At 64.2% G+C, this 19,041-nt stretch carries 16 protein-coding genes and 1 pseudogene; 2 read left to right on the top strand and 15 right to left on the bottom strand.

Features of this window, described 5'->3' with window-relative positions; genetic code table 11:
- From FPZ47_RS28975 to FPZ47_RS20560, 10 genes and pseudogenes are all read right to left on the bottom strand, one after another.
- A pseudogene (locus FPZ47_RS28975) lies at positions 1 to 253 on the bottom strand (DUF4226 domain-containing protein); the annotation flags it as partial.
- A gap of 566 nt (positions 254 to 819) precedes the next feature.
- Positions 820 to 1,035 carry a hypothetical protein gene (locus tag FPZ47_RS20595; RefSeq protein WP_007172131.1) on the bottom strand — a complete coding sequence of 72 codons (216 nt, stop codon included), beginning with the start codon at positions 1,033 to 1,035 and terminating at the stop codon, positions 820 to 822.
- A gap of 273 nt (positions 1,036 to 1,308) precedes the next feature.
- Positions 1,309 to 2,316 carry a DUF4226 domain-containing protein gene (locus tag FPZ47_RS20590; protein WP_007172130.1) on the bottom strand — a complete coding sequence of 336 codons (1,008 nt, stop codon included), beginning with the start codon at positions 2,314 to 2,316 and terminating at the stop codon, positions 1,309 to 1,311.
- A gap of 57 nt (positions 2,317 to 2,373) precedes the next feature.
- Positions 2,374 to 2,730 (bottom strand): hypothetical protein, encoded by a 357-nt coding sequence (locus tag FPZ47_RS20585; RefSeq protein ID WP_132160395.1) that lies wholly within the window; start codon positions 2,728 to 2,730, stop codon positions 2,374 to 2,376.
- A gap of 170 nt (positions 2,731 to 2,900) precedes the next feature.
- Complete coding sequence (locus tag FPZ47_RS20580) at positions 2,901 to 8,153, bottom strand: hypothetical protein (protein WP_007172128.1); 5,253 nt, start codon at positions 8,151 to 8,153, stop codon at positions 2,901 to 2,903.
- A 236-nt stretch (positions 8,154 to 8,389) separates the two neighbouring features.
- On the bottom strand, positions 8,390 to 8,998 hold the full coding sequence (locus FPZ47_RS20575) for a hypothetical protein (protein ID WP_033717261.1): 609 nt from the start codon (positions 8,996 to 8,998) through the stop codon (positions 8,390 to 8,392).
- 188 nt (positions 8,999 to 9,186) lie between these two features.
- On the bottom strand, positions 9,187 to 9,351 hold the full coding sequence (locus tag FPZ47_RS28475; protein ID WP_007172126.1) for a hypothetical protein: 165 nt from the start codon (positions 9,349 to 9,351) through the stop codon (positions 9,187 to 9,189).
- Positions 9,352 to 9,366: 15 nt separating this feature from the next.
- Positions 9,367 to 9,852 (bottom strand): hypothetical protein, encoded by a 486-nt coding sequence (locus FPZ47_RS20570; protein ID WP_046184891.1) that lies wholly within the window; start codon positions 9,850 to 9,852, stop codon positions 9,367 to 9,369.
- A gap of 14 nt (positions 9,853 to 9,866) precedes the next feature.
- Positions 9,867 to 10,190: a hypothetical protein gene (locus FPZ47_RS20565; RefSeq protein WP_007172124.1), complete on the bottom strand. Its 324-nt coding sequence runs from the start codon at positions 10,188 to 10,190 to the stop codon at positions 9,867 to 9,869.
- The gene (locus FPZ47_RS20560) at positions 10,183 to 10,593 is read right to left on the bottom strand and encodes a WhiB family transcriptional regulator (protein WP_072501167.1); all 411 of its coding nucleotides are present in this window, start codon (positions 10,591 to 10,593) and stop codon (positions 10,183 to 10,185) included. Before FPZ47_RS20560 ends, FPZ47_RS20565 begins: the two co-directional genes overlap by 8 nt.
- Positions 10,594 to 10,926: 333 nt before the next feature.
- Here FPZ47_RS20560 and FPZ47_RS20555 point away from each other — a divergent pair, with 333 nt between their 5' ends.
- Positions 10,927 to 11,598 carry a helix-turn-helix transcriptional regulator gene (locus FPZ47_RS20555; RefSeq protein ID WP_007172122.1) on the top strand — a complete coding sequence of 224 codons (672 nt, stop codon included), beginning with the start codon at positions 10,927 to 10,929 and terminating at the stop codon, positions 11,596 to 11,598.
- Here FPZ47_RS20555 and FPZ47_RS30270 read toward each other — a convergent pair.
- From FPZ47_RS30270 to FPZ47_RS28970, 5 genes are all read right to left on the bottom strand, one after another.
- Complete coding sequence (locus tag FPZ47_RS30270; protein ID WP_051445829.1) at positions 11,546 to 12,586, bottom strand: C40 family peptidase; 1,041 nt, start codon at positions 12,584 to 12,586, stop codon at positions 11,546 to 11,548. The two genes, FPZ47_RS20555 and FPZ47_RS30270, sit on opposite strands and share 53 nt — an antisense overlap.
- 59 nt (positions 12,587 to 12,645) lie before the next feature.
- A complete protein-coding gene (locus tag FPZ47_RS20545) occupies positions 12,646 to 13,617 on the bottom strand; it encodes a hypothetical protein (protein ID WP_085075104.1) in 972 nt (323 codons plus the stop codon).
- A 386-nt stretch (positions 13,618 to 14,003) separates the two neighbouring features.
- The gene (locus FPZ47_RS20540; protein WP_007172119.1) at positions 14,004 to 14,894 is read right to left on the bottom strand and encodes a ParB/RepB/Spo0J family partition protein; all 891 of its coding nucleotides are present in this window, start codon (positions 14,892 to 14,894) and stop codon (positions 14,004 to 14,006) included.
- On the bottom strand, positions 14,894 to 15,610 hold the full coding sequence (locus FPZ47_RS20535; RefSeq protein ID WP_007172118.1) for a ParA family protein: 717 nt from the start codon (positions 15,608 to 15,610) through the stop codon (positions 14,894 to 14,896). Before FPZ47_RS20535 ends, FPZ47_RS20540 begins: the two co-directional genes overlap by 1 nt.
- A gap of 587 nt (positions 15,611 to 16,197) precedes the next feature.
- Positions 16,198 to 16,740 (bottom strand): hypothetical protein, encoded by a 543-nt coding sequence (locus tag FPZ47_RS28970; protein ID WP_174814220.1) that lies wholly within the window; start codon positions 16,738 to 16,740, stop codon positions 16,198 to 16,200.
- A gap of 838 nt (positions 16,741 to 17,578) precedes the next feature.
- Here FPZ47_RS28970 and FPZ47_RS20520 point away from each other — a divergent pair.
- The gene (locus FPZ47_RS20520) at positions 17,579 to 18,670 is read left to right on the top strand and encodes a tyrosine-type recombinase/integrase (protein WP_007172599.1); all 1,092 of its coding nucleotides are present in this window, start codon (positions 17,579 to 17,581) and stop codon (positions 18,668 to 18,670) included.
- Positions 18,671 to 19,041 lie beyond the last annotated feature (371 nt).

The following is a 19,041-nucleotide window of genomic DNA, read 5'->3' as shown; positions in this document are numbered from 1 at the left end:
GCGCTGCGGGTTGGTCGCGGCCCAGCGCCTGGTTGATTTCGGGCATCGGAGCCGTATCCGGGTTAATGCCCATGTAAGTGAGCTTGGCTCGGTCGAGCTTGGTGAGCTGATCGCGTGAGGTGACCGGAGCCGTTGGGGCCGGGTCTAGTGGCATCGGGCCGCCGGGCGCCGGGCTTTGAGGGAAGGGTGACCCCAATACCTCGGATACTCCGCCGAGCACCTGGGACAGCGCTACATCGGTCCAGCCCGTCATGTTCGGGACGATAAGTCCCGAGTCGCTTTAGCCGCTACCAACAACGCCACATTCACCAAAAACCGGCTACGCCAGCATGTCCACACGGCTTGTCGACTTTTGTTTTCTTTCAAGACACGCCGCACCAGATGCGTCCTGCAACTTCGCACACCTGCGTCAATCAGTCCGGAGATACGGCACACAGGAGTGCCTTAAGCCGGGGAGCCTCGCGACTGTGAGCGTAGCCGGCGAGCCAATCGGCGATCTTAGCTGCAAGCTCCACCGGCAACGATCGCGTGCTCTACATCGGTAGCATCGAGCACCGCGCGCATATCCATCGGCGGCAATGACTTTCGGGTTCGCAGCGGGCCCATCACGGGTTGCGCCTCCTCGATACTTCTCGCCGCACGCCCCTTCCCCGCAGTGGAATCCCCGGCTGCACAAGCAGTAGCCGCCAACACCGACATACGCGCGCGAAAGCCGACGCACCTCTAGCAGGACCAGCCTGGACAAGAGCAGGGTCAAATTGTCACGGTGACGAATCAGCCTGGCGCACGGGGCGCTATTGCAACCCGGGCGGGCGCCGATCATCTGACCGGTGGCGCCGAAGAAGCGGCCTTGCGGCTGGCAGTAAGTACGTCCTGGATTTCCGCAATCTTCATGTCGACGTCTTGCACGACTGCGTGCGTGATGCCCGGATCGTCGGCTAGCTTAGCGGGGATACCGTCGCGCAAGCTGGCCAGCTCGTCGGCGATCCACTTTATTCGACGCGATGCGAACTGGTCGCCTTCGACAAGTGGCATCGCCCGCGAGGCCAACCTGACACCTCTATCAGCGATCCGGGCGCTGCACCCCTTTGGTTCCAATGTTAAATCCCTTCGAGCGCTGCACTTTCCACCAACGCTAGGGCAACTTATCGGCCTAGGCGACGGTCACGGTCAAAATTCCCGCCAGAACTTTGACGCGCGAAGGTTGATCGCCGGCCTTGGGGTAGATCTGCATCGCGACGGGCCATGGGGGCTGTACGCCGCCCGTTGTTGGCAGGCCGTCCCCCGGGTGTGGCTTCTAGTTAGTAGTTAGTGGCCTTCCTGCGGATAGGTTGGTGGCCCCAGAGGACCGGAAGGGTTGTACGGTTCGGGGGTTAAATCGCTGTGCCACATATAAATCCCGGACCCTGGTAACCATTCGTCGTATCCGTAGGGTGGCAGTGGGTTAGAGCCAGGCGGATAGATTTTCGCTCCCGGAAAGGCCGACTGCGGTACCCACACGCCTGTGTTTGGGCCCAACTGGACATATGGGTCTGGATTGCCGCGTTCGTCGACGACCGTTGGTGGCCCTAGGGCTCCGGGCGGATACACCTTGTAGCCGGGGATTTCATCGGATCTGACAAAGTAGTGCGGAACTTTGTCGGGGTCGTCTGCTCCTGACCGGTCCCATATATCAACCCACGGCGGCGAATCAGGAAAGTTGGGCGGGCCCATCCCACCCGGGCCGGCGTCATAGGGCATATGCCGCTTATCACCCGGCTTCCACGTGCGCGAATCCAGCGGCGCAGCAGGTGGTGACTCCTTGCCGTGGCTACCGGAAAGGCGCCCGTAGTCAGCGCTTTGGATGGTGCCGGCTATTTCAGCGTTGCGCTGCTGGAAGTTTTGCAGCAATCCCTTCGCCTGGTTGAGCTGACCCTGCAAAAAGCTGGCGAGTTGCTGCTGCCCTGCGGCGCTACGTGTGCTGGGGGCCAGTGCGCTAACCCCCGCGCGGGTCTGAGCGATCAGGTTGTCCATGCTTCGTGCTCCCGCCGCGGCGGCCTGTCCGGCATGGGTCAGCGCCGGATTGACTTGGCCATCGGCGGCTACCGTGCGGTCTAACGCATGGACCTGATCGGCGTTGGTCGCAGCGTAGGTCGTCGCTGCCTCGCCTTGCCAATTGGCAGCTGCGGCCTGCCCCACTGGCGCTACAGCTGCTCGGCCCGCCATCAACTGCTGCGCCGAAGGCAACGACGCTTCGAGGGGCGCCGCGCCGAAAAGCCGGCGAGCATCACTGAGCACGCGACCTGTCTCGGCCACCAGTCCATCGAGTGACGACATACTGGCCAGTATTACCCAGATCCAGTGCGGCTTCTATCGCCGTCTCCGACTTCGTGCTCATGTGGTGTGCGGGGCGTCGGCGACCGGATCGGCCAACTGCTCGTTCATTCGGTCTCCGGCATGCACGTGCTGGCGTACGAGCGGCGTCGCAGCTTTATTCAATGCTGGGGCTGCGATCCAGGTCAGGGGTGCTGGGGTGCGCGGCGTGCACAGGTCGCTAGTGAGTGCGCGCGCTTGTCTGATATCGAGCCGGACGGCGGACTTTTGTTCGGGCGTGCTCGTGGCATCCAGAAGGAGGGCCCGCGCGCGTTGCTGGACGGCATGGACGTGCTCGCGGCGGGCGAGATTGTCGGGCAAGGCTTGCGCGGCGCGGATGTCTTGTTGGGCTTGAGCCGAAGGTCCGGATTCGGGCATGCCGCACAGTAAACCGCGGGGCTGTGCCGCGCGACAAAGGCTGCGAGGTTTCGCCATGTGTCGGCATGCGGTGGCGACGGCTCGAATATGCCGCGATGAAAGGGCACGGGGAACTTCAGCGCCACACAAGGGACCGTTCGAATGTAGTGTCTAACTTCCGGTTTGGATATTCAGAAGTCGTGCTCGGGACCGGCGAGGCCTTGCTGGTGGTCGTGTTGTTCGAGGGCGAGGCGTTCTCGGGCGCGGACAATTTTGCGTAGGGCATCGGCGCTGGGGTAGCCGAGTTCTTCGACCAGGGCCGGTGTGGGGTTCAGGAGCAGGCTCCATCCGGGTTTGCGGCCGCGGGCGGCCATGCGTTGTTCGGCCGCGGCGGCTTTGGCTTTGGCTTCGGGGCTTTGGGCGGCCATGCGCAGCTCGAGGGTGAGGGCTTTAAGTTCTGCGTCTTTTGTGGCCAGTTCGTCGGCGTGTTCGAACGGTGCTGGGGGGTTGGTTACAAAGTCGTCGAGGGCGGCCTGGTCGCGGTCGCGTTCGTGCTGCAGTCGTGCGTGGTGTTCGGGTAGGCCGGTGTAGAGGTTTTCCACGCGGCGCAGCAGTCCGAGTTGTTTGGGGCCGTTGACGTCGGAGCCTGGACCTGCGCCGGTGGATAACAGTTCAAGGCCGGAGATTTCTGCGGTGCGCGACGGCACGGCTAGTCGTAGTAGCAGTTGGTCGTGGGTGAGGTCGCGGGCGGCCAGGATGTCGATGCCGTAGATGGTGGCGCCGATGGGTTCGAAGCGGCTGGCGCCGCGGTCTTTGCCGGCGGTGTAGGCGCGCCGGCAGGCCGCAGCCAGTGCGTGGGAGGCGGGGACGCGCTCGGTGTAGGTGGTGTCTGCGACGGTCAGCCGTGGTGGCCCGCCGGCGGAGGCATGCGCGGCGGCTGCCCTGGCGAATGGAGTGAGCTCGTCGATGGCGCGTTGTTTGTTGGGAATCGCGCGCTCGAGCACACTGACTTGCCAGTCGCGGTTGCGCACCGATTGACTGTGTGCGCGCTGCAGGGCGGTGAGGCGTTTGACGGTGTCGTCGAGTTCAACTTGGTGTATGTAGCGCGGGTCGCCGGTGGCGATGGCCTTGGTTTCTGCGGCGGCGGTCCCGATGTCACCGCCGGAAAGGTCGTCGATCTCGATATCGAGGACCTCGTTGCGGCGCATCTGTTCGATGAACAGCGTTTTGGCTTGGACTTTTTGCCACATGACGGTGTCGTAGGAGCCTTCGGTGACGTAGATGAAGATGTCGATGCCGTCGAGGTTTTGGTTGCCTTGGCGCTGAATGCGGCCTTCGCGTTGTTCAAGGTCGCGCGGGCGCCATGGCACGTCGACGTGATGCAGGGCGGCGGCTCGGGCTTGCACGTTGACCCCGGCGCCGATTTTCTCGGTGCTACCGATCAGCACTGAGACGTCTCCCCTAATGCACTGGGCGAACAGCGTTTTGATCTCTTGAAGATTTTTTGCCTCGTGGACGAAGCGGATCGCGGCTGCGGGCATGCCGCGCGCCACGAGTTCGTCTTTGATCGCCTGATAGATGGTGAACTGGGCGGGGTCTTTGGATGGGGTGCCGCGGTCGCAGAACATGATCTGCAGTGCCCCGGTGCCGGCCGGCGCGCCGGTGTCGGGATGGGTATAGGCGCGATGCGCGTGGCGGTAATGGACACGCATGGCTGCGTCGGCGACTGCGCAGGCGCGGCTGTGTCGGGGTTTGGGCAGGTGGGCCAACCGTGGATCCAACGACACGTTGCGCCCGTCGTTGCTGATTTTGAGTGGGTTGTCGCGTCGGGGATTGCGTGAGTCGAGATGATCGAGGCGGTAGCCCAAGTCGGTAATGAAGTCGACGACTTCGATGTCGGGGTGCAAGCTGATGATTTGGCGTTGCCCGGTGCGAAGCGGCGGCAGCTCGACGGGGACTTGGTCGCGGGTGACGACGTCGGTGTAGACCGAGGACAGCGCCAGCAGGGCGGGCAGGTTGGTGAACTTCCCTACTCGCGTGACGGGCCGCAGCTTAGTGCCCGTGGTGTTGACCTCGATGGTGGTGGTGGTCGCGGTAAACGCCGCACCCCAGTCCCCCAGGTCAGCGACCCCGGCGTGCTCTAAAAGGTCTGGCCGCAAGTAGGTTTGCATGACCCATAGCTCGCCTAATGAGTTGCTGATCGGTGTGCCGGTGGCGAAGGTCGCGACCCGTTCGACAACCCGGTGCGCGGGAATGCCTTTGGCCAGCGCCTCGTCGCGGCGCCGCTGGCGCAACACGGTGAGTTTGAGGGCGAGGTCCTCGGCACGTTGCGATGCGTTGGGGCACGATAATTCTTCAATGTTGCAGGTGCGGCCCAAGTTCTTGTACGTGTCGGCCTCGTCGATCATCAGATAGTCACAACCGGATTCCTCAAACCGCAACCCAGTGTCTTTGGTGTTGGCGGCTACAAGTTTTTCTAGCCGCGCCTTGGCGCTTTTGATGGCGAGTTCGATGCGCTTTTTGCTGCGGTCGGCTTCGGCGGATTGGAGTTGTTCGCGCAATGTATCGAGCTGGTTTTCGATGTAGTCGACGCGCATATCCGTGGAGACGTTGATCGCGGTGAACGCCGACTGCGGGATGACAACGAGATCCCAATCACTTGAGGCGGTTTGGGCGATGAAGCGGCGCCGTCCATCAGCGGTGGTGGCCGCTGAGCCGAGCAGAATCTTGGCGGCCGGATACCACTGTTGGGCTTCGCGGCCAACTTGTTCGGTGATCGCATTGGGTACCACGAGCCAGGGTTGGCGTACCAACCCCAGGCGCCGCAGTTCCAGCGCTCCAGCGACCATGCTTCCCGTCTTGCCCGCTCCGACAACATGATCCAAGAGAACGGCGGGCTCGGAGATGATGCGCGCGGCGGCGTTGCGCTGGTAGAAGTGCGGCGTGAAGTGATCCGACATGCCAGGAAAACGCATGTGTGAGCCGTCGTAGGCAGGCGCGCGCCGCGAGTTGAAGCGCCGGTTGTATTCGGCGACCAGGGTGTCGCGGCGGGTCTCGTCAGACCACAGCCAGCGGGTGAATTCCTCGCTGATTTTGGCCATTTTGGCTTGGGCGGCGAAGGTGGCCTGCAGGTCGAGGACACCGTCGTCGTTGTTGACGAGGACGGCTTTGGAGTTGCAGGCGGCCTCGAGCAGGCTGACCGCGTCGCAGCCGCGTCGGTCGGTTCCCCATTCGTCGGTCATCAGCCGGCCGTGGCGTTTGTAGGAGGCAACGTCGACGACCCAGCGCCCGCCGATGTGTTCGGCGACCACACCGGTGGCGTCGAATGTTTTCTCGGCGAAGGCGGCGACGACTTGGGCCGGGATCCACGGTGCCCCGGGGCGCATTTTGATGTCTTGGGCTTCACGCTGGGGCGGCAGCACCTGTTGCAGGGCGGCGGCGTAGTCGTTGTAGATCGGGTTGGTTTCGGCCGCATCGAGCGCGCGGGCGAGTTTGGTGCGCACGTTGCCGGACAGGGCACTCACGGCGGGGACGAGTTCGTCGGGGTCGTCGAGGCTGGGATAGACCAGTCCAGCGATCAGGTCACGGGCGTCGTCGACTTCGACTTCTAGCAGGTTGGCGATTAGGTCGACGTCGACGCGCTGGGTGCGGTCCAGGCACACCGCCAACGCTTCTTCGGGGGTGTCGGCGGTGGCGCGCTCCAGCGGCGGGGTGAGCAGGTCGGTGGAAAAGATGGGCGATTTCTGGGCGGAGCCGGTGTCTTCGTCGAAGATTTCCAATGAGGCGACCAGTGCCCATCCGGGGTCGTGGCGCATTCCGCCGTCGAGGTGACGCCGCTTCTTGTAGGGCGCGGGCGCTTCGGAGGCCTCGGTGTCCCATTGCGCGGCGACGTCGTCGGGCACGGGCCCGGTGTAGGGGCGCTCGGGGGTGCCTTCGGCGGTGCGCCAGGCGGTTTCGGCGGCGGCCAAGCGCTGATCGTGGCGTTCTTGGGTGACGGTGGGATAGACCCAGGTGAACCGGTTGAGGGGGCCATGCTGGCGCACGTAGTTGTCGTAGAGGGTGTTGAGGTGTCCGCGGAGCTGGTCGCGCTCGGCGGCGGGCTGGCCGTCGCGTTGGGAGGCGATGAGGCTGACGGCGACGTCGCGCAGGCCGATGAGTTCGCGGGTTTCTGCTAGCAGCGTTTTCGGGGTTTTGTGGGGTTCCCATTGGTGTCCGGCCCAGTATTCGATGCCGCGGTTGGCCTCGCTGTAGCGCAATGTGTAGAGCGGGGTGTCCTCACCGCGGTCGGCCGCGGTGATCAGGCCGGGGTCGAAGACGTCTGCGGAGACCTCGGTGAGTTCAGCCGGCGTGGCGGTTAATCCGAGCCCGTGCTTCATGGCCGAGTCGATGAGCAGGTGTAGCCGGTCGTGCAGCTGCTCGGCGAGCTCGGTGCCGCTGGTGCCGCTGGTGCCGCTGGTGCCGCGCACGACGAGTTGGTGGGAGCCGTTGAGTCCGCGGCCCAGGTGCATCTGGCCGAGCACGTTGTGGGGGTTGGCGACGAAATGGGAGTTGATGTGCAGGGTTTCGCCGGCGCCGGTGTCGGGGTCGGTGAGTTCGATGGCTTCGGTGTTGATCCAGGCGGGCAGTTCGTCTGGGGAGGGGGTTCGGGGATCGCGGCGGCGCAGGATGAGCAGGTCGGTGACGACCTCGGTGCCGGCCACCCGCGTAAACGCCTTCGACGGGAGCCGGATCGCGCCGATGAGGTCGGCTTTGGCCGAAATGTCACGCCGGGCGACCGATTTCGCCGCATCCAGGGTGTAGCGGCTGGTCAGCACAGCCACGTATCCACCGGGGGCAATCAGCGCGAGGGATTTGACGATGAAGTGGTTATGGATGGAGTGACGGGCGGGGTTGTGGGCGGGGTCGGTGACCGCGTAGCGGCCGAAGGGGACGTTGCCGACGGCGGCGGCGAAGCTGTTTTCGGGGACGTGAGTGGATTCGAAACCTTCGTGGCGGATCTGGGCCGATGGGTAGAGCAGGGCGGCGATGGCTGCGGTGGTGGCGTCACTTTCCACACCAACCATGACTGCCTCATCGGGGGCGTGAGCGATGAATGTTCCTGCTCCGCAACCTGGTTCGAGGACCTTGCCACCGCTAAACCCGGCCCGACCTAGTGCTTCCCACACCACGGCGGCGATGGCGGGATCGGTGTAGTGGGCGTTGAGGATGGAGGCCTCTGCCTGGCGGTATTGGTCGCGATCGAGCAACTCGGCCAGGGTGTCCCGTTCGGCGGTGAGGTCGCTGGCGCGGGGGTCGAACACCTGGGGTACCGCACCCCAGCCTGACCAGGTGGCCAGGACACGTTGTTCGGCTGGGGTGGCCGGCCGCTGCGCGTCTTGCAGGGCGCGCAGCAGCTGGACGGCGGCAATGTTGGCGCGGATGCGTGCTTTGGACCCCGATGGCACCAGGGTGTCGAGGCTTGCCGGAAAATCGGTGGGGCTGGTGAATTCTTCTATCCGCTGCTCGGCGGCCGGAGTCGGTTCGTCTGATACAGCCGGGCTTTGTACGGTGCCCGCCGGCGGGTCGATTGGCTGGTGGGCTGGTGTGCGCGGGTTCGGCCGCGGCAGCGGGGCGCCGCCGGGGTCAATCGAGCGCGGATCGGTGGGCTGATCGGCCTCATCGAACAGTGAGGGCTGGGCGTTTACCGCTCGGGTATGCCGTCGTCGCGCAGATCGGTGTAGACCATCTGAGCCAGCGTGCTCGTGAGCGGATCGTCCGGGCCGCTCGGTAGGGGCAGGCCATCCTCGGCCCGGGCGGCTAGCAGGTATCCGGCCTTGATCCGAAACACCGCCGAGTAATTCGGGTCCGGCCACAGATCCGCGATCAGCGCCTCGATGTTCTGGCTGGGGTCGCTGCGATACTGGGGCCGGGTCCAGCGTTGATCCCAGGGCACCTGACTGCGATCGGGCGCTGGGTCGTTGTGCTCCCCCCACAGGTTGCTGGGCTGGCCGTCCTCGGTCGGGATCTGCTCGTAGAGCTCGTTGTTGAGCACGATCTCCATCGCCTGGCTGCGTGCGGTGTTCAGCATCCCTGCCTTGGTCAGGTAATCCGGATGCTCGCCGCGGCTGCGGGTCCACGCCCCTACCGCCTGGGCGCCCATCTCGGCCGCCAGCTCGGCGACCTGGTAGCTGATCCTGGCCGCCTGGCTGTCCAGGAATGTCTCGCGTTGGGCTGGGCTCCACTGCGGGGGCAGCTCGAGCGGGCCCGCGTAGGCCTCCGCCACGATCTGGCGTATCTCTGGGCTCGTCACCACCACCGTCCCCGCCGAAGATGTCGAACAGACCCGGCTGGTGTGGATCTGGCCGCGTCCTCCGTGCCATATTGTGCGCTCCGATCGGCTCGAGTCGGGGTCGGGGTAACCGTGGTTAGCCATAAACTGGCGCAGCCGACGCTCAGCGACCCGTCTTCGTGCCGCAGCCGAGCGTGCATCGGGGGAGGTCATGTCGTTGTGCCGCAGTCGAATAATGTCGGGGTGAAGATCTTCCGGTTGGACCACGAGACCTCGGTACGCGCCGCGTAGGCGCCGCTTTGCGATGTGGCAGATAGGATTTCGACTCGGTCCCAGTCGCGCAGCTCGATGTCATACAGGGTGTTTGCGCTCATTGGGTTGCCTTTCGGTTACTGGGATCGGGGGCAACTGCCTGGTGGTGCAACCATGGGGGCACGATTTGCGCCAGTGGCGGTGCGGATGTGAATGCTGCAGGAGGTCAGCTGCCGGACAAGGCGCAAGTTGTGACCAACCTTGCCTAGTGCGCGCGCATAGTCATCGGGGTTGACGTAAACGCGGATGCGGCGCTGTTCAGGGTTGATGACTTCGGCGATCGCAGACTTGATTCCCAGTGCGTTGATCACGTACCTGGCAGTGTCGCTGTCGTAGGCGATGATGCTGACATGTTCGCCGCAGAGGCGCTTTTCGACGTCGGCGATACGCAGGCCGCCCCACCCGATACAGACGGCGACCGCGTTGATCCCGCGAACACGTGATCGGACCGCGACTTTAGCCAACAGTCCGGGCTCGCGTGCGACCGCAATGATTTCGACGGAGCCGTTGGCCAGTTCGGGCACCCGAGCTGTCAGCGCCGCTCGAACGGGACATGTGATCATCGGATGGCGCCCTTTCAACGTGGCGCCGGCTGGCCGTCCGAGGCGCTGAAAGCGGCTTCCAGGGCGGCGATTTCGCGGTCGGCGGGGTTGGCGGCCGCCGTCCAGGTGACCTCGCGGCCTTCACGGCCACCGCGGGTCAGCAGGCCTTGACGCTCAAGGCCGCACAGCACCCGGTAGATCTGCTCGTGGATCGGGGCGCAGGATATCGCGACCCCCGCGACCGGCACGTCAGGCGCGTGCAGGCGCAACTGTGCCGTCGTGAGGGGCCGTTGCGCGATGCGGAGTTGGGCGAGCAGGTCGTCGCGCAGGACGCGGGTGGCTGCGCTGCTGCTAGGCACTGGCCTTCTCCCTTAGCGTCGCACTTGCCCTGGACGCGGGTTTAGCCGCTTGTCGGCGGCGCAGGTCGCGCTGGGTGGCCGCGAAGTGCACGGCCTGACGGATTTGCAGGGACCGCAGCCGTAGCGCTGGGGGTTGGTTTCGGTAGCGGGCGATGACCTCGCGTAATTGCGCTCGAGCGGCCTTGAGGGCGGCGACGTCACGGGCGCCGGGCATGGCCACGCTCGCCCACACCCCATCGGTAGCGCCAAATCTGAGGGCGTTCTGGGCGCAGGCGACGATGATGGGGCAGTTGGTGCAGATCGCTGCCGACTCTCGCTCCCCGCTATATCCCCTGAACCAGGTGTCGGGGTCTTCGTACTCGCACAGGCCGGTGTCGGCTCGCAAGGGTCGGATGGTGGTCACGGCGCTCTCCATTCCTAATTATACCTGTGCATCATATTGTGTATGTTGTGTACTGACTACGTTTATAGCTGCTCATGCGCTGATAGGCAACATCAGTGCAGATGAAGGTTTCGGCAGAGTAAGTCGACACAGTTCAAGGGCGTACAGCGTATTGGCACCCCTGCGCATCTGCTGCGCGAAACCATGCTTTTCTGCCTTAAACAGGCTATTTCTGTGCATCTCTCGCGTGGCACATCTGTTGGGATCCCGTGTCCGACCGTGGCTGAACGTGGTCAACTTCTATAGTTAACTTGCAAGTATCCGAGAGGTCGTCGGTCGACGACGGCGGCGACGATGGCGAAGGACACGGTGAGCACCAAGGCGACTCCACCTGGCGAGAGCCCGCTAGAGCGGGTCGGCAAGGCCGTTGCCGACCGCCGAGTCGAAGTTGGGCTGGAAACGCAGCGAGAGCTAGCTGACGCGGCGAATGTGTCGCTGAACACGGCCGCGTTGCTTGAGCGCGGCAAGTCATTTCCTCATCGGATCAACCGCGTGAAGTTCGAAGATGCCCTGCAGTGGCCGCGCGGCACCCTCGATGCGCTACGCCGCGGTGAGCCCATCCCGCAGACCCAACCGCGCCCGGCAGCGGCGCTCACGGCGCAGCCCTCGTTCGAGTCGGTGTCGACCGATCCGCGCACCACGTTGCAGGCCTTGGGAATCGCTAAGGCGATAGCGGCGATATCTGCGATATGCGCACAGATTCTGGTGCGCCACAGCAACAGTGCACAGGCGAAGGCAACGCTGCGCGACCTCGACGATCAACTGTTGCAGTTAGAGTCGCTCATTGTCGCGAGTCTGCCGCACGTGCGCGGAAAGTCGTTTAGCGAGACCATGTCGGCGCTGACCGAGCTGCACGAGTATCGCGACGTCATCCGCGACGCCGCCGGGGACGCGCAGGCCTCGACCGAAACTGCTACGCCATCGGCCGGCGCGCCACGTACGAGGCTGGCATCGGCGAAATCCTGACCGGCACACCGGATTGCTGGGCTTCTACGCACTGCGTTGGGCTGATGGCGAGCATGACGTGCCCTGCTTCGGGAAAGATCAGGTCTCCGGCTTCGACGTTTCCATGAGCTACCTTGGCGCCCTGGTGAATCTGGGTGTATGTGTCGGGACCCAAGGTGATGCCGGCCTGAGCGTAGGACCAGTGAACCAGGCCGGAGCAGTCAAATTGGTTGGGCCCCTTGGCCCCCCAGACATAGGGGCACCCCAAGCGGGTTAGTGCGGCTTTGACCGCGATGCGCGCTAATGGCCCTCCCCCAGCGATCGCGGCGTCGTGGTCACCGGCGAGTTCGGGGTTGGTGTGGTGGTGGTTTCGGGTAAGCCCGGACAGGGCGGTGTCGAGGCCGGGGATAGAAAGTGGGCTGCCCACTCCCCCGCCGGCGGCGCCCAGGCCGCCCATCGGCATGCCACCGGTCATGGCGCCGGCGCCCATCGGCATCGCGCCCATCCCTGCGCCGTAGCCGCCGGCACCTCGCCCGATCAACGCCGCCAGCTCCATATTGCGCCGCTCACAGATGCGCAACAGGGCCTTGGCCCGATCCAGCTGGCTTTGCAAATGCGTCACCAATTCCCGCTTGCCTGCCGGGGTTCCGGTGGCAGGAGCGATCGCGGCCACCCCCGAACGGGTATCGGTGATCACCCCATCCATGCCCCCGCCACCCGCGGCAGCAGCCTCTCCCACGCCGGTCAGCGGCGGGCCGGTCCCCGCGTCGGCGGCGATGGTGTGATCCAGGGAAAATAGCTGCCCAGTGTTGGCAACGCCGTACCCGGTGGCCGCCGCACCACCCCAGCCTGCGGCGGCGGCCTGTCCCGCGCCTGCCACAACCTGGCGACCCGTCACCAGTCCCGACGTTGATGACCAACCCCCGTTAATCATCGGCGCCGCCCCGAAAAGCCTGCGCGCATCGCCCAATACACGGCCAGCCTCAGCCACCACCTCATCGAGCGACATACCCGGCAGTATCACCTAAACCGCGCCCACGCGGCTATCACCAGCACCAACTTCGCCGCTCAGTAACCCTTCGGCGGTCGTGTGGGATCGGCCTGCTGGATGTTGGCTGCCAGATTCGACGCGTCAGCTGCGACGCAATAGCGGCCGCGGGCGTAGTTGATGAACGCGCACGCTTCGGATACGTCGTCGAATCGGCTACTTGCTGTGCCCGGCTGGTGATACTGCCGGAACGTTGCACCGGTGAATTGGAACGACCCTCCGCTGGGATCTCCCCTCTGCGCGTTGGCATCGGTGTGGTTTATGGCGTCGTTGCGGTATCCGGATTCACGTTTAGCCACCAGCATCATCCCGGCTTCCCACCGGGCACGTGCTACGGGATCATGAACGCCTTCGATGTCGAGGGCTTTGCGGATCGCCGCGCGGACGCGGTCGGCCCCTGGACCTGCGGGCTCGGCGGCCAGGTTCAATCCCTGATCCGGCTCGGGGTTGGTGTGGTGGTGGTTTCGGGTAAGCCCGGACAGGGCGGTGTCGAGGCCGGGGATAGAAAGTGGGCTGCCCACTCCCCCGCCGGCGGCGCCCAGGCCGCCCATCGGCATGCCACCGGTCATGGCGCCGGCGCCCATCGGCATCGCGCCCATCCCTGCGCCGTAGCCGCCGGCACCTCGCCCGATCAACGCCGCCAGCTCCATATTGCGCCGCTCACAGATGCGCAACAGGGCCTTGGCCCGATCCAGCTGGCTTTGCAAATGCGTCACCAATTCCCGCTTGCCTGCCGGGGTTCCGGTGGCAGGAGCGATCGCGGCCACCCCCGAACGGGTATCGGTGATCACCCCATCCATGCCCCCGCCACCCGCGGCAGCAGCCTCTCCCACGCCGGTCAGCGGCGGGCCGGTCCCCGCGTCGGCGGCGATGGTGTGATCCAGGGAAAATAGCTGCCCAGTGTTGGCAACGCCGTACCCGGTGGCCGCCGCACCACCCCAGCCTGCGGCGGCGGCCTGTCCCGCGCCTGCCACAACCTGGCGACCCGTCACCAGTCCCGACGTTGATGACCAACCCCCGTTAATCATCGGCGCCGCCCCGAAAAGCCTGCGCGCATCGCCCAATACACGGCCAGCCTCAGCCACCACCTCATCGAGCGACATACCCGGCAGTATCACCTAAACCGCGCCCACGCGGCTATCACCAGCACCAACTTCGCCGCTCACGCCTCCCAGCGCTCCCAGCTGTGAGCGTTGCCGTGGGGTGCGTTTGGCTTTCGGCTCGCCGGTGTTGACGCCGACAACCACCACCTGCGATATCGAACGGTGCCACCGAAACCGCTTGACGCCCAACATAATTGAGTGTGGCTGAGCGTGCAGTATGCCACGCCACCTCGATGGATGGGTCAGCTTTCCACGGAAAACTGACCCTCGCGATGCTATGTGAGCAACTTCCTGAGCTGGCCGACCAGTGTCCTGGCTCCTTTATCGCCAAGTTGATCGCGCAACGCTATCGCCAGGGCGCGTGGATCCGCGTCGAACTTTCGAAGCGCCCGCGTCACCGAGCGCAGCGGCGGCGCCGTTGGTTCGTCTCGTGCCGCCGAATCCGAATTGCCGTCTTCGGTTTCATTGGCGGTGTTGGCCCCTTCACTGCGCCGGCCGCGAGCGGCCTTCCACCGGGCCACCTGCTGTGCGAGCGGAACCTGGGCAAGTGAACGCGCTTCGCGAATCGCCAGATCGCCCCTGCGGGTGGCTTCCTGAAGATCGGGTGCCAGTTTGAGTAGCGCGCGCCGATGTGACACCCACGTCTTGCTCTTACGAAGATGTTCGGCCGCGGCGTCAGCGCTGCCGTACTCCCCCACTAGCCTCTCGACAGCTTTGGCTTCCTCGATCACGTCGAATCCCGAGCGGTCGACGTTCTCGGAGATTACAGCCGTGAGCAGCGTTGCGCGATCATTGGCGAGTTCGTCTTTGATCACGATGTCGAGCTCGGGTCGGCCGAACTTGTGCGCGGCGGCCAACCGCCGGTTGCCGATGATTACTACCCACCGCGCCGAAATCGTGGTCTCGGGGTAGATGTTTTGAAATGCTCCTCGGGTGACAACAACTACGGGCTGTAGTTGGAAGTCAACGATGGAGGCCAACTCGTCGAGGTCACCGACCGAATCGCGCGGGTTGTGTGGGTTGCCGACCAGGTCTCGTAGAGCCACCGACCGCGACAGGCCCGACCGTGGGGCGACGACGGGAATCTTCGCGTTTCCGTCAACAGATGAGTTGTCGCCAACAGCATCGACGAGATCATCGAATGTCTTGACACCACCGCGCCCCATTACCGGACTCCTACCATGTTCAGTTCGTCGGCGAGCTTGTAGAAGTCAGCCGCCGCGTTGGCCGCCGAGCCACTCTTCTTGTACTGGGTGACCACGACGCCCTCGCTGCAGGCATTCGTGTGAATCTTGTAGTGCCGCACTACCGTCTCGGCTAAGGGCCATCCCTGTCCGCGAATGAACTTCTGCGTTTGCTTTAACCAGTGTTCGCCATCGCGCGGGTCCCAATCATTGATGAAGACCCGGTAGGGGATGTTGCGCGGTTCGAGAAGCTTACGGATCGTGCGCGCGGTTGGGTCGAAGCACATCGGCGCCGGCAGCACCGGGACGATCGCTTCGGCGGTGACGTCGAGGACGGTCCGCAGTGCATCGGCGGAGTATCCGTCACCTAGACCATCTCGAGAGGAGTCCGCGTCGAGGTCGAACCAGCCGGCGGTATCGACGTAGACCTCGACAATACCGGGCAGGTTGTTGAGCTGCTGCAGCCATTCGAGGGGATCGTCGTGCGCTTGGACAAGATGGAAGGGGAGTGCGTCGACCCGGTTGGCCCACCATTTTGCCGACCCCTGCGGGTCTATCGAGACCGCAGCCACCGGCGAGAACGCGTCGGGCTCGAGATATGCGGTCAGTTTTTGGGCTCGTACGGCGGCCAGATTGACGGTCGCGGTGCTCTTGCCGACACCGCCTTTTTGGTTCAAAACAGTGACAACTTTAGTCATGGGGAGAAGACCTTGGTGCGCTTGGGCCGCGGCTGCGGCCCACTCCGGGAACCGGCCGCCAGGAAATACGTCGCTGACCGAACGACCGCCCCTCAGACACGCTGAATTGTGCATTACATCTCGCCAGTTTTCCGCGGAAAACTGCCCAGATCCAACCGGAGATCGCATGCCGTCTTTCGCGCCTTCCCGGTCCGTCAATCACATCAGCGAGTCCATGACTTGCGTCGATTGACGAGCGACAGGCCAGTTTTCCGCGGAAAACTGGACATGCCGGGCTCAGATCATCACCCCAAAAGTCACGCGATTCCGCCGCGGCAGTGAGTTGTGCGCGCGCCTCATCGACTCGCCGCTCCCGATGGCATCCGGCCACATCATGACGTTGGCCGGCAGCCGCCGCCGAGAGGGTGACCACTTCCTCGGGCACTCGTGGATCGGGGCGTTGATTGCGCCGGGGCCCCGCACGACGTAGGAGTCGAACCGGCGGCATCCGCTGGCATGCACAACCGGGTCCACCCACAAAGCGCCCCCATAGTCGTTCGCACGTGCACCGACGCTTGACGACCTCACCGACACCGTCGGTCGACGGTTCACGGCGCACCAGCACCTAGTGCTTGTGCCGCCACGTTGTTGGGCACGCCACCGCCGACCTCTCGCGCGGCGGCGTCTACCGAACCTAGTGCTTGCGCCGCGGCGTCGGTGGCTGCGCCACCGCCGGCTTCCGGCACCGCGCCCTCTCCTGCGCCCCGCGCCGCGCTGCCTTCCGCGCCTAGTGCATCCGCGCGTGGCGCTGCCTGCGCGTCGGCAGACTTCAACACCGCGCGCACCTCACCGACTTTGACTCCCGCCAGTTCAGCGATCGCAGTGAGGCTTTCACCACGGCCTTGCATCCGGGCCACCGCTGTCGCGCCAGCCTGGCGGTGTTCGTGACGGCGCCGCTCCCCCTCTGCGCGTATCTCGAGGATACGGTTGCGCTCCCACTCGTCGACGGCGACCAGCCGCCCAATCTCGACGAGAAACGACGCAGCGTCATCGACATTTTGACGCTCACGCTCCAGACGTGCCTCGTTGGCCTTATGCTGCGCCTCCCGGACACGCTTGCGCGCCGCCGATTTCGAATTGATGTTCACCACGTGGGAACCATAGGACACACCCATCGTCGCGCTCTACCAACCTGACCAACATCATCTGTGTCCCCATTTGTCCGCACCCACTGTCGCCAAATCAACTGCCCACCAATGCAACACATCCGCACCGATCCGCACCACTCACCACAACCACCTGTCCGATCCGGGAAACGGTCGGGTGCGCTCGTTCACGCGCTACGACACACTTATGCCAACGAGACCCGTACCACAGCAGCCTGAAACCCGCTATCTGCACTGGTCGGCACGCGGTGGTTTCGCTTGGTGTGCGATGGCGCTATATGACCAGCTCAGACACCCCTTCTGGACCTCAACCAGAAGGGCTTGACCGCTCTCCTAAAGCCGGTCTCGCAGATTCGACCCCCTGACCGCACTCGACGGTGCATTTCCGATCGAATGTCGCACTGCTGGTAGCGGGAATCGAGAACTATGCCTCATGATCTCGGTATGACCTGCCGGCCAGTACCAACGGCGGGAGACGGGGTTGGAGACGATGACTATAGAAAATGCGTCGGTCATGCTCACCGCTCATGAAGTTCGAGCAATGACCGGAGTTCCGGTCTCAACGCTGCATGATTGGGCGGCCAGGCGGGAACGTGGGATTGATGCGCCTGGTCCACATCACCTCAGGCTTAGCGATCGGCACCGTCGATGGTTACTGGATGACGTCAAAGATTGGCTGGAATCGACTCGGGTGTAGAGCGATTCGCCCTCACCCACGACTTAGCACAACCGCAAATTTTGAGCTAACGATCAAGCTTGCACACGCTCACTGCTGGCTGCAGGCACTGATCCTCAATTCCCCCAACGTCATTCCGGAGGAATCTTGGCCATAAAGCGCCGCGAGACGAAGGACGGCGTGCGTTATGACGTCCAATGGCGCCTACCGGATCGTTCGAAGCGCAAGAAGAGCTTCCGAACAGAGCGGGAGGCGCGCCAGTTCGAAGCAAGGCTCGTCACCGACAGCGCCGCGGGCGTCAGGGTGGACCCACGCGGCGGCAAAATCCTGCTCCGCAACGTCTATCGATCGTGGCTAGCCTCCCGACCCGACCTGAGCGCGAAAGTCCGCCGCGGATACGAAGACAACTGGAGGCTGCGTATCGAGCCACAGTTTGGTTCGTGGCCGATCGCAAGAATCGACCACGAGTCGATCCAACGATGGGTGAATGCCATGTCAGCGTCGGGTCTCGGACCGCGGACCGTGAGGTGGACGCACTCGGTCCTCAAGATGACCCTTGACCGCGCCGTCGAGGAAGACCAGCTCCTCGGCAAGAACCCCGCATCACGCACCAAATTCCCACCGATGCGGCAAGCCACACACGTCTATCTAACCGTCGGCGAAGTCGCAACACTTGCCCAAACATGCGGCGCTCAAGGTGACGTCGTCTTGCTCCTGGCTTACACAGGCCTACGATTCGGTGAACTCACCGGCCTCAATGTCGAGGATGTCGACCTGGGCGCTCGTCGAATCCGTGTTCGCCGGTCGATGACCCAAGTCGGCGGCAAACTCGTTGAAGGGAACCCGAAATCGCAAGCCGGCCGACGTTCTGTCCCAATCCCCGAGCGCTTGATGCCGGCACTTAAGGCGCGGCTCGACGCACGACCCTGTGGCGCGCCGGCGATCGCGTCGCCGAAGGGTTCCCGGCTGAGCCTGGAGAACTGGAAGCGTGCGGTCAACTGGCGGAAGTCTGTGACTGAGATCGGCCGGGACAACTTGCGTGTGCATGACCTACGGCATACCTACGCATCGCTGTCACGACGGGCCGGCGCCGACTTGCGACTCCTGCAAAAGGCAATGGGCCACGCATCAATCACCGTGACCGCACACACCTACGCGGATCTCTTCGACGACGAGCTTGACGACATCGCAACCGCGCTTGACTCGCTCGACGATACTTTTCGTGCGGGCCGCAGCTGATCCGGTTTGGCCCTGTTTCGTCCCATTTCTCAGGGATCGAGGTGGCGGCAAGGCTGTCTGGCAATCGCACGGGAAGGGAGACCCAATCGTTAGACCCCGGCCTCAAGCCAGGTTGGCGAGGCCGGGGCCATTCGACTAGAGCGCAGACCCGGAGGTCATCCCCAACGCTGGTCCCGAAGCCGTTTGTTTAACCGGCCGCATCGGAGCGCACTTCATCAAGTGTAAAGGACTCAAACCCAATTGAGCGGAGGCCACACGCCCCCGCTGAACACAGCCGACCCCGGGGTTATGCGACGGTCAAGTCCAGGGACGTGGTGTACGACGTCGTCGTGTGATTCTTCGACTTGGTGGTTTAGGCGGTCAGTGCCGCC

Source organism: Mycobacterium helveticum (genome assembly GCF_007714205.1).
Lineage (GTDB): Bacteria > Actinomycetota > Actinomycetes > Mycobacteriales > Mycobacteriaceae > Mycobacterium > Mycobacterium helveticum.
The sequence above is the reverse complement of the archived record's forward strand: the minus strand, read 5'-3'. Positions and strand labels throughout refer to the sequence as shown.

Coding starts and splice junctions, on each gene's coding strand:
- FPZ47_RS20595 (WP_007172131.1), bottom strand. CDS start 1,035: ATGCCACTTGTCGAAGGCGACCAGTTCGCATCGCGTCGAATAAAGTGG.
- FPZ47_RS20590 (WP_007172130.1), bottom strand. CDS start 2,316: ATGTCGTCACTCGATGGACTGGTGGCCGAGACAGGTCGCGTGCTCAGT.
- FPZ47_RS20585 (WP_132160395.1), bottom strand. CDS start 2,730: ATGCCCGAATCCGGACCTTCGGCTCAAGCCCAACAAGACATCCGCGCC.
- FPZ47_RS28475 (WP_007172126.1), bottom strand. CDS start 9,351: ATGAGCGCAAACACCCTGTATGACATCGAGCTGCGCGACTGGGACCGA.
- FPZ47_RS20570 (WP_046184891.1), bottom strand. CDS start 9,852: ATGATCACATGTCCCGTTCGAGCGGCGCTGACAGCTCGGGTGCCCGAA.
- FPZ47_RS20555 (WP_007172122.1), top strand. CDS start 10,927: ATGGCGAAGGACACGGTGAGCACCAAGGCGACTCCACCTGGCGAGAGC.
- FPZ47_RS30270 (WP_051445829.1), bottom strand. CDS start 12,586: ATGTCGCTCGATGAGGTGGTGGCTGAGGCTGGCCGTGTATTGGGCGAT.
- FPZ47_RS20540 (WP_007172119.1), bottom strand. CDS start 14,894: ATGGGGCGCGGTGGTGTCAAGACATTCGATGATCTCGTCGATGCTGTT.
- FPZ47_RS20535 (WP_007172118.1), bottom strand. CDS start 15,610: ATGACTAAAGTTGTCACTGTTTTGAACCAAAAAGGCGGTGTCGGCAAG.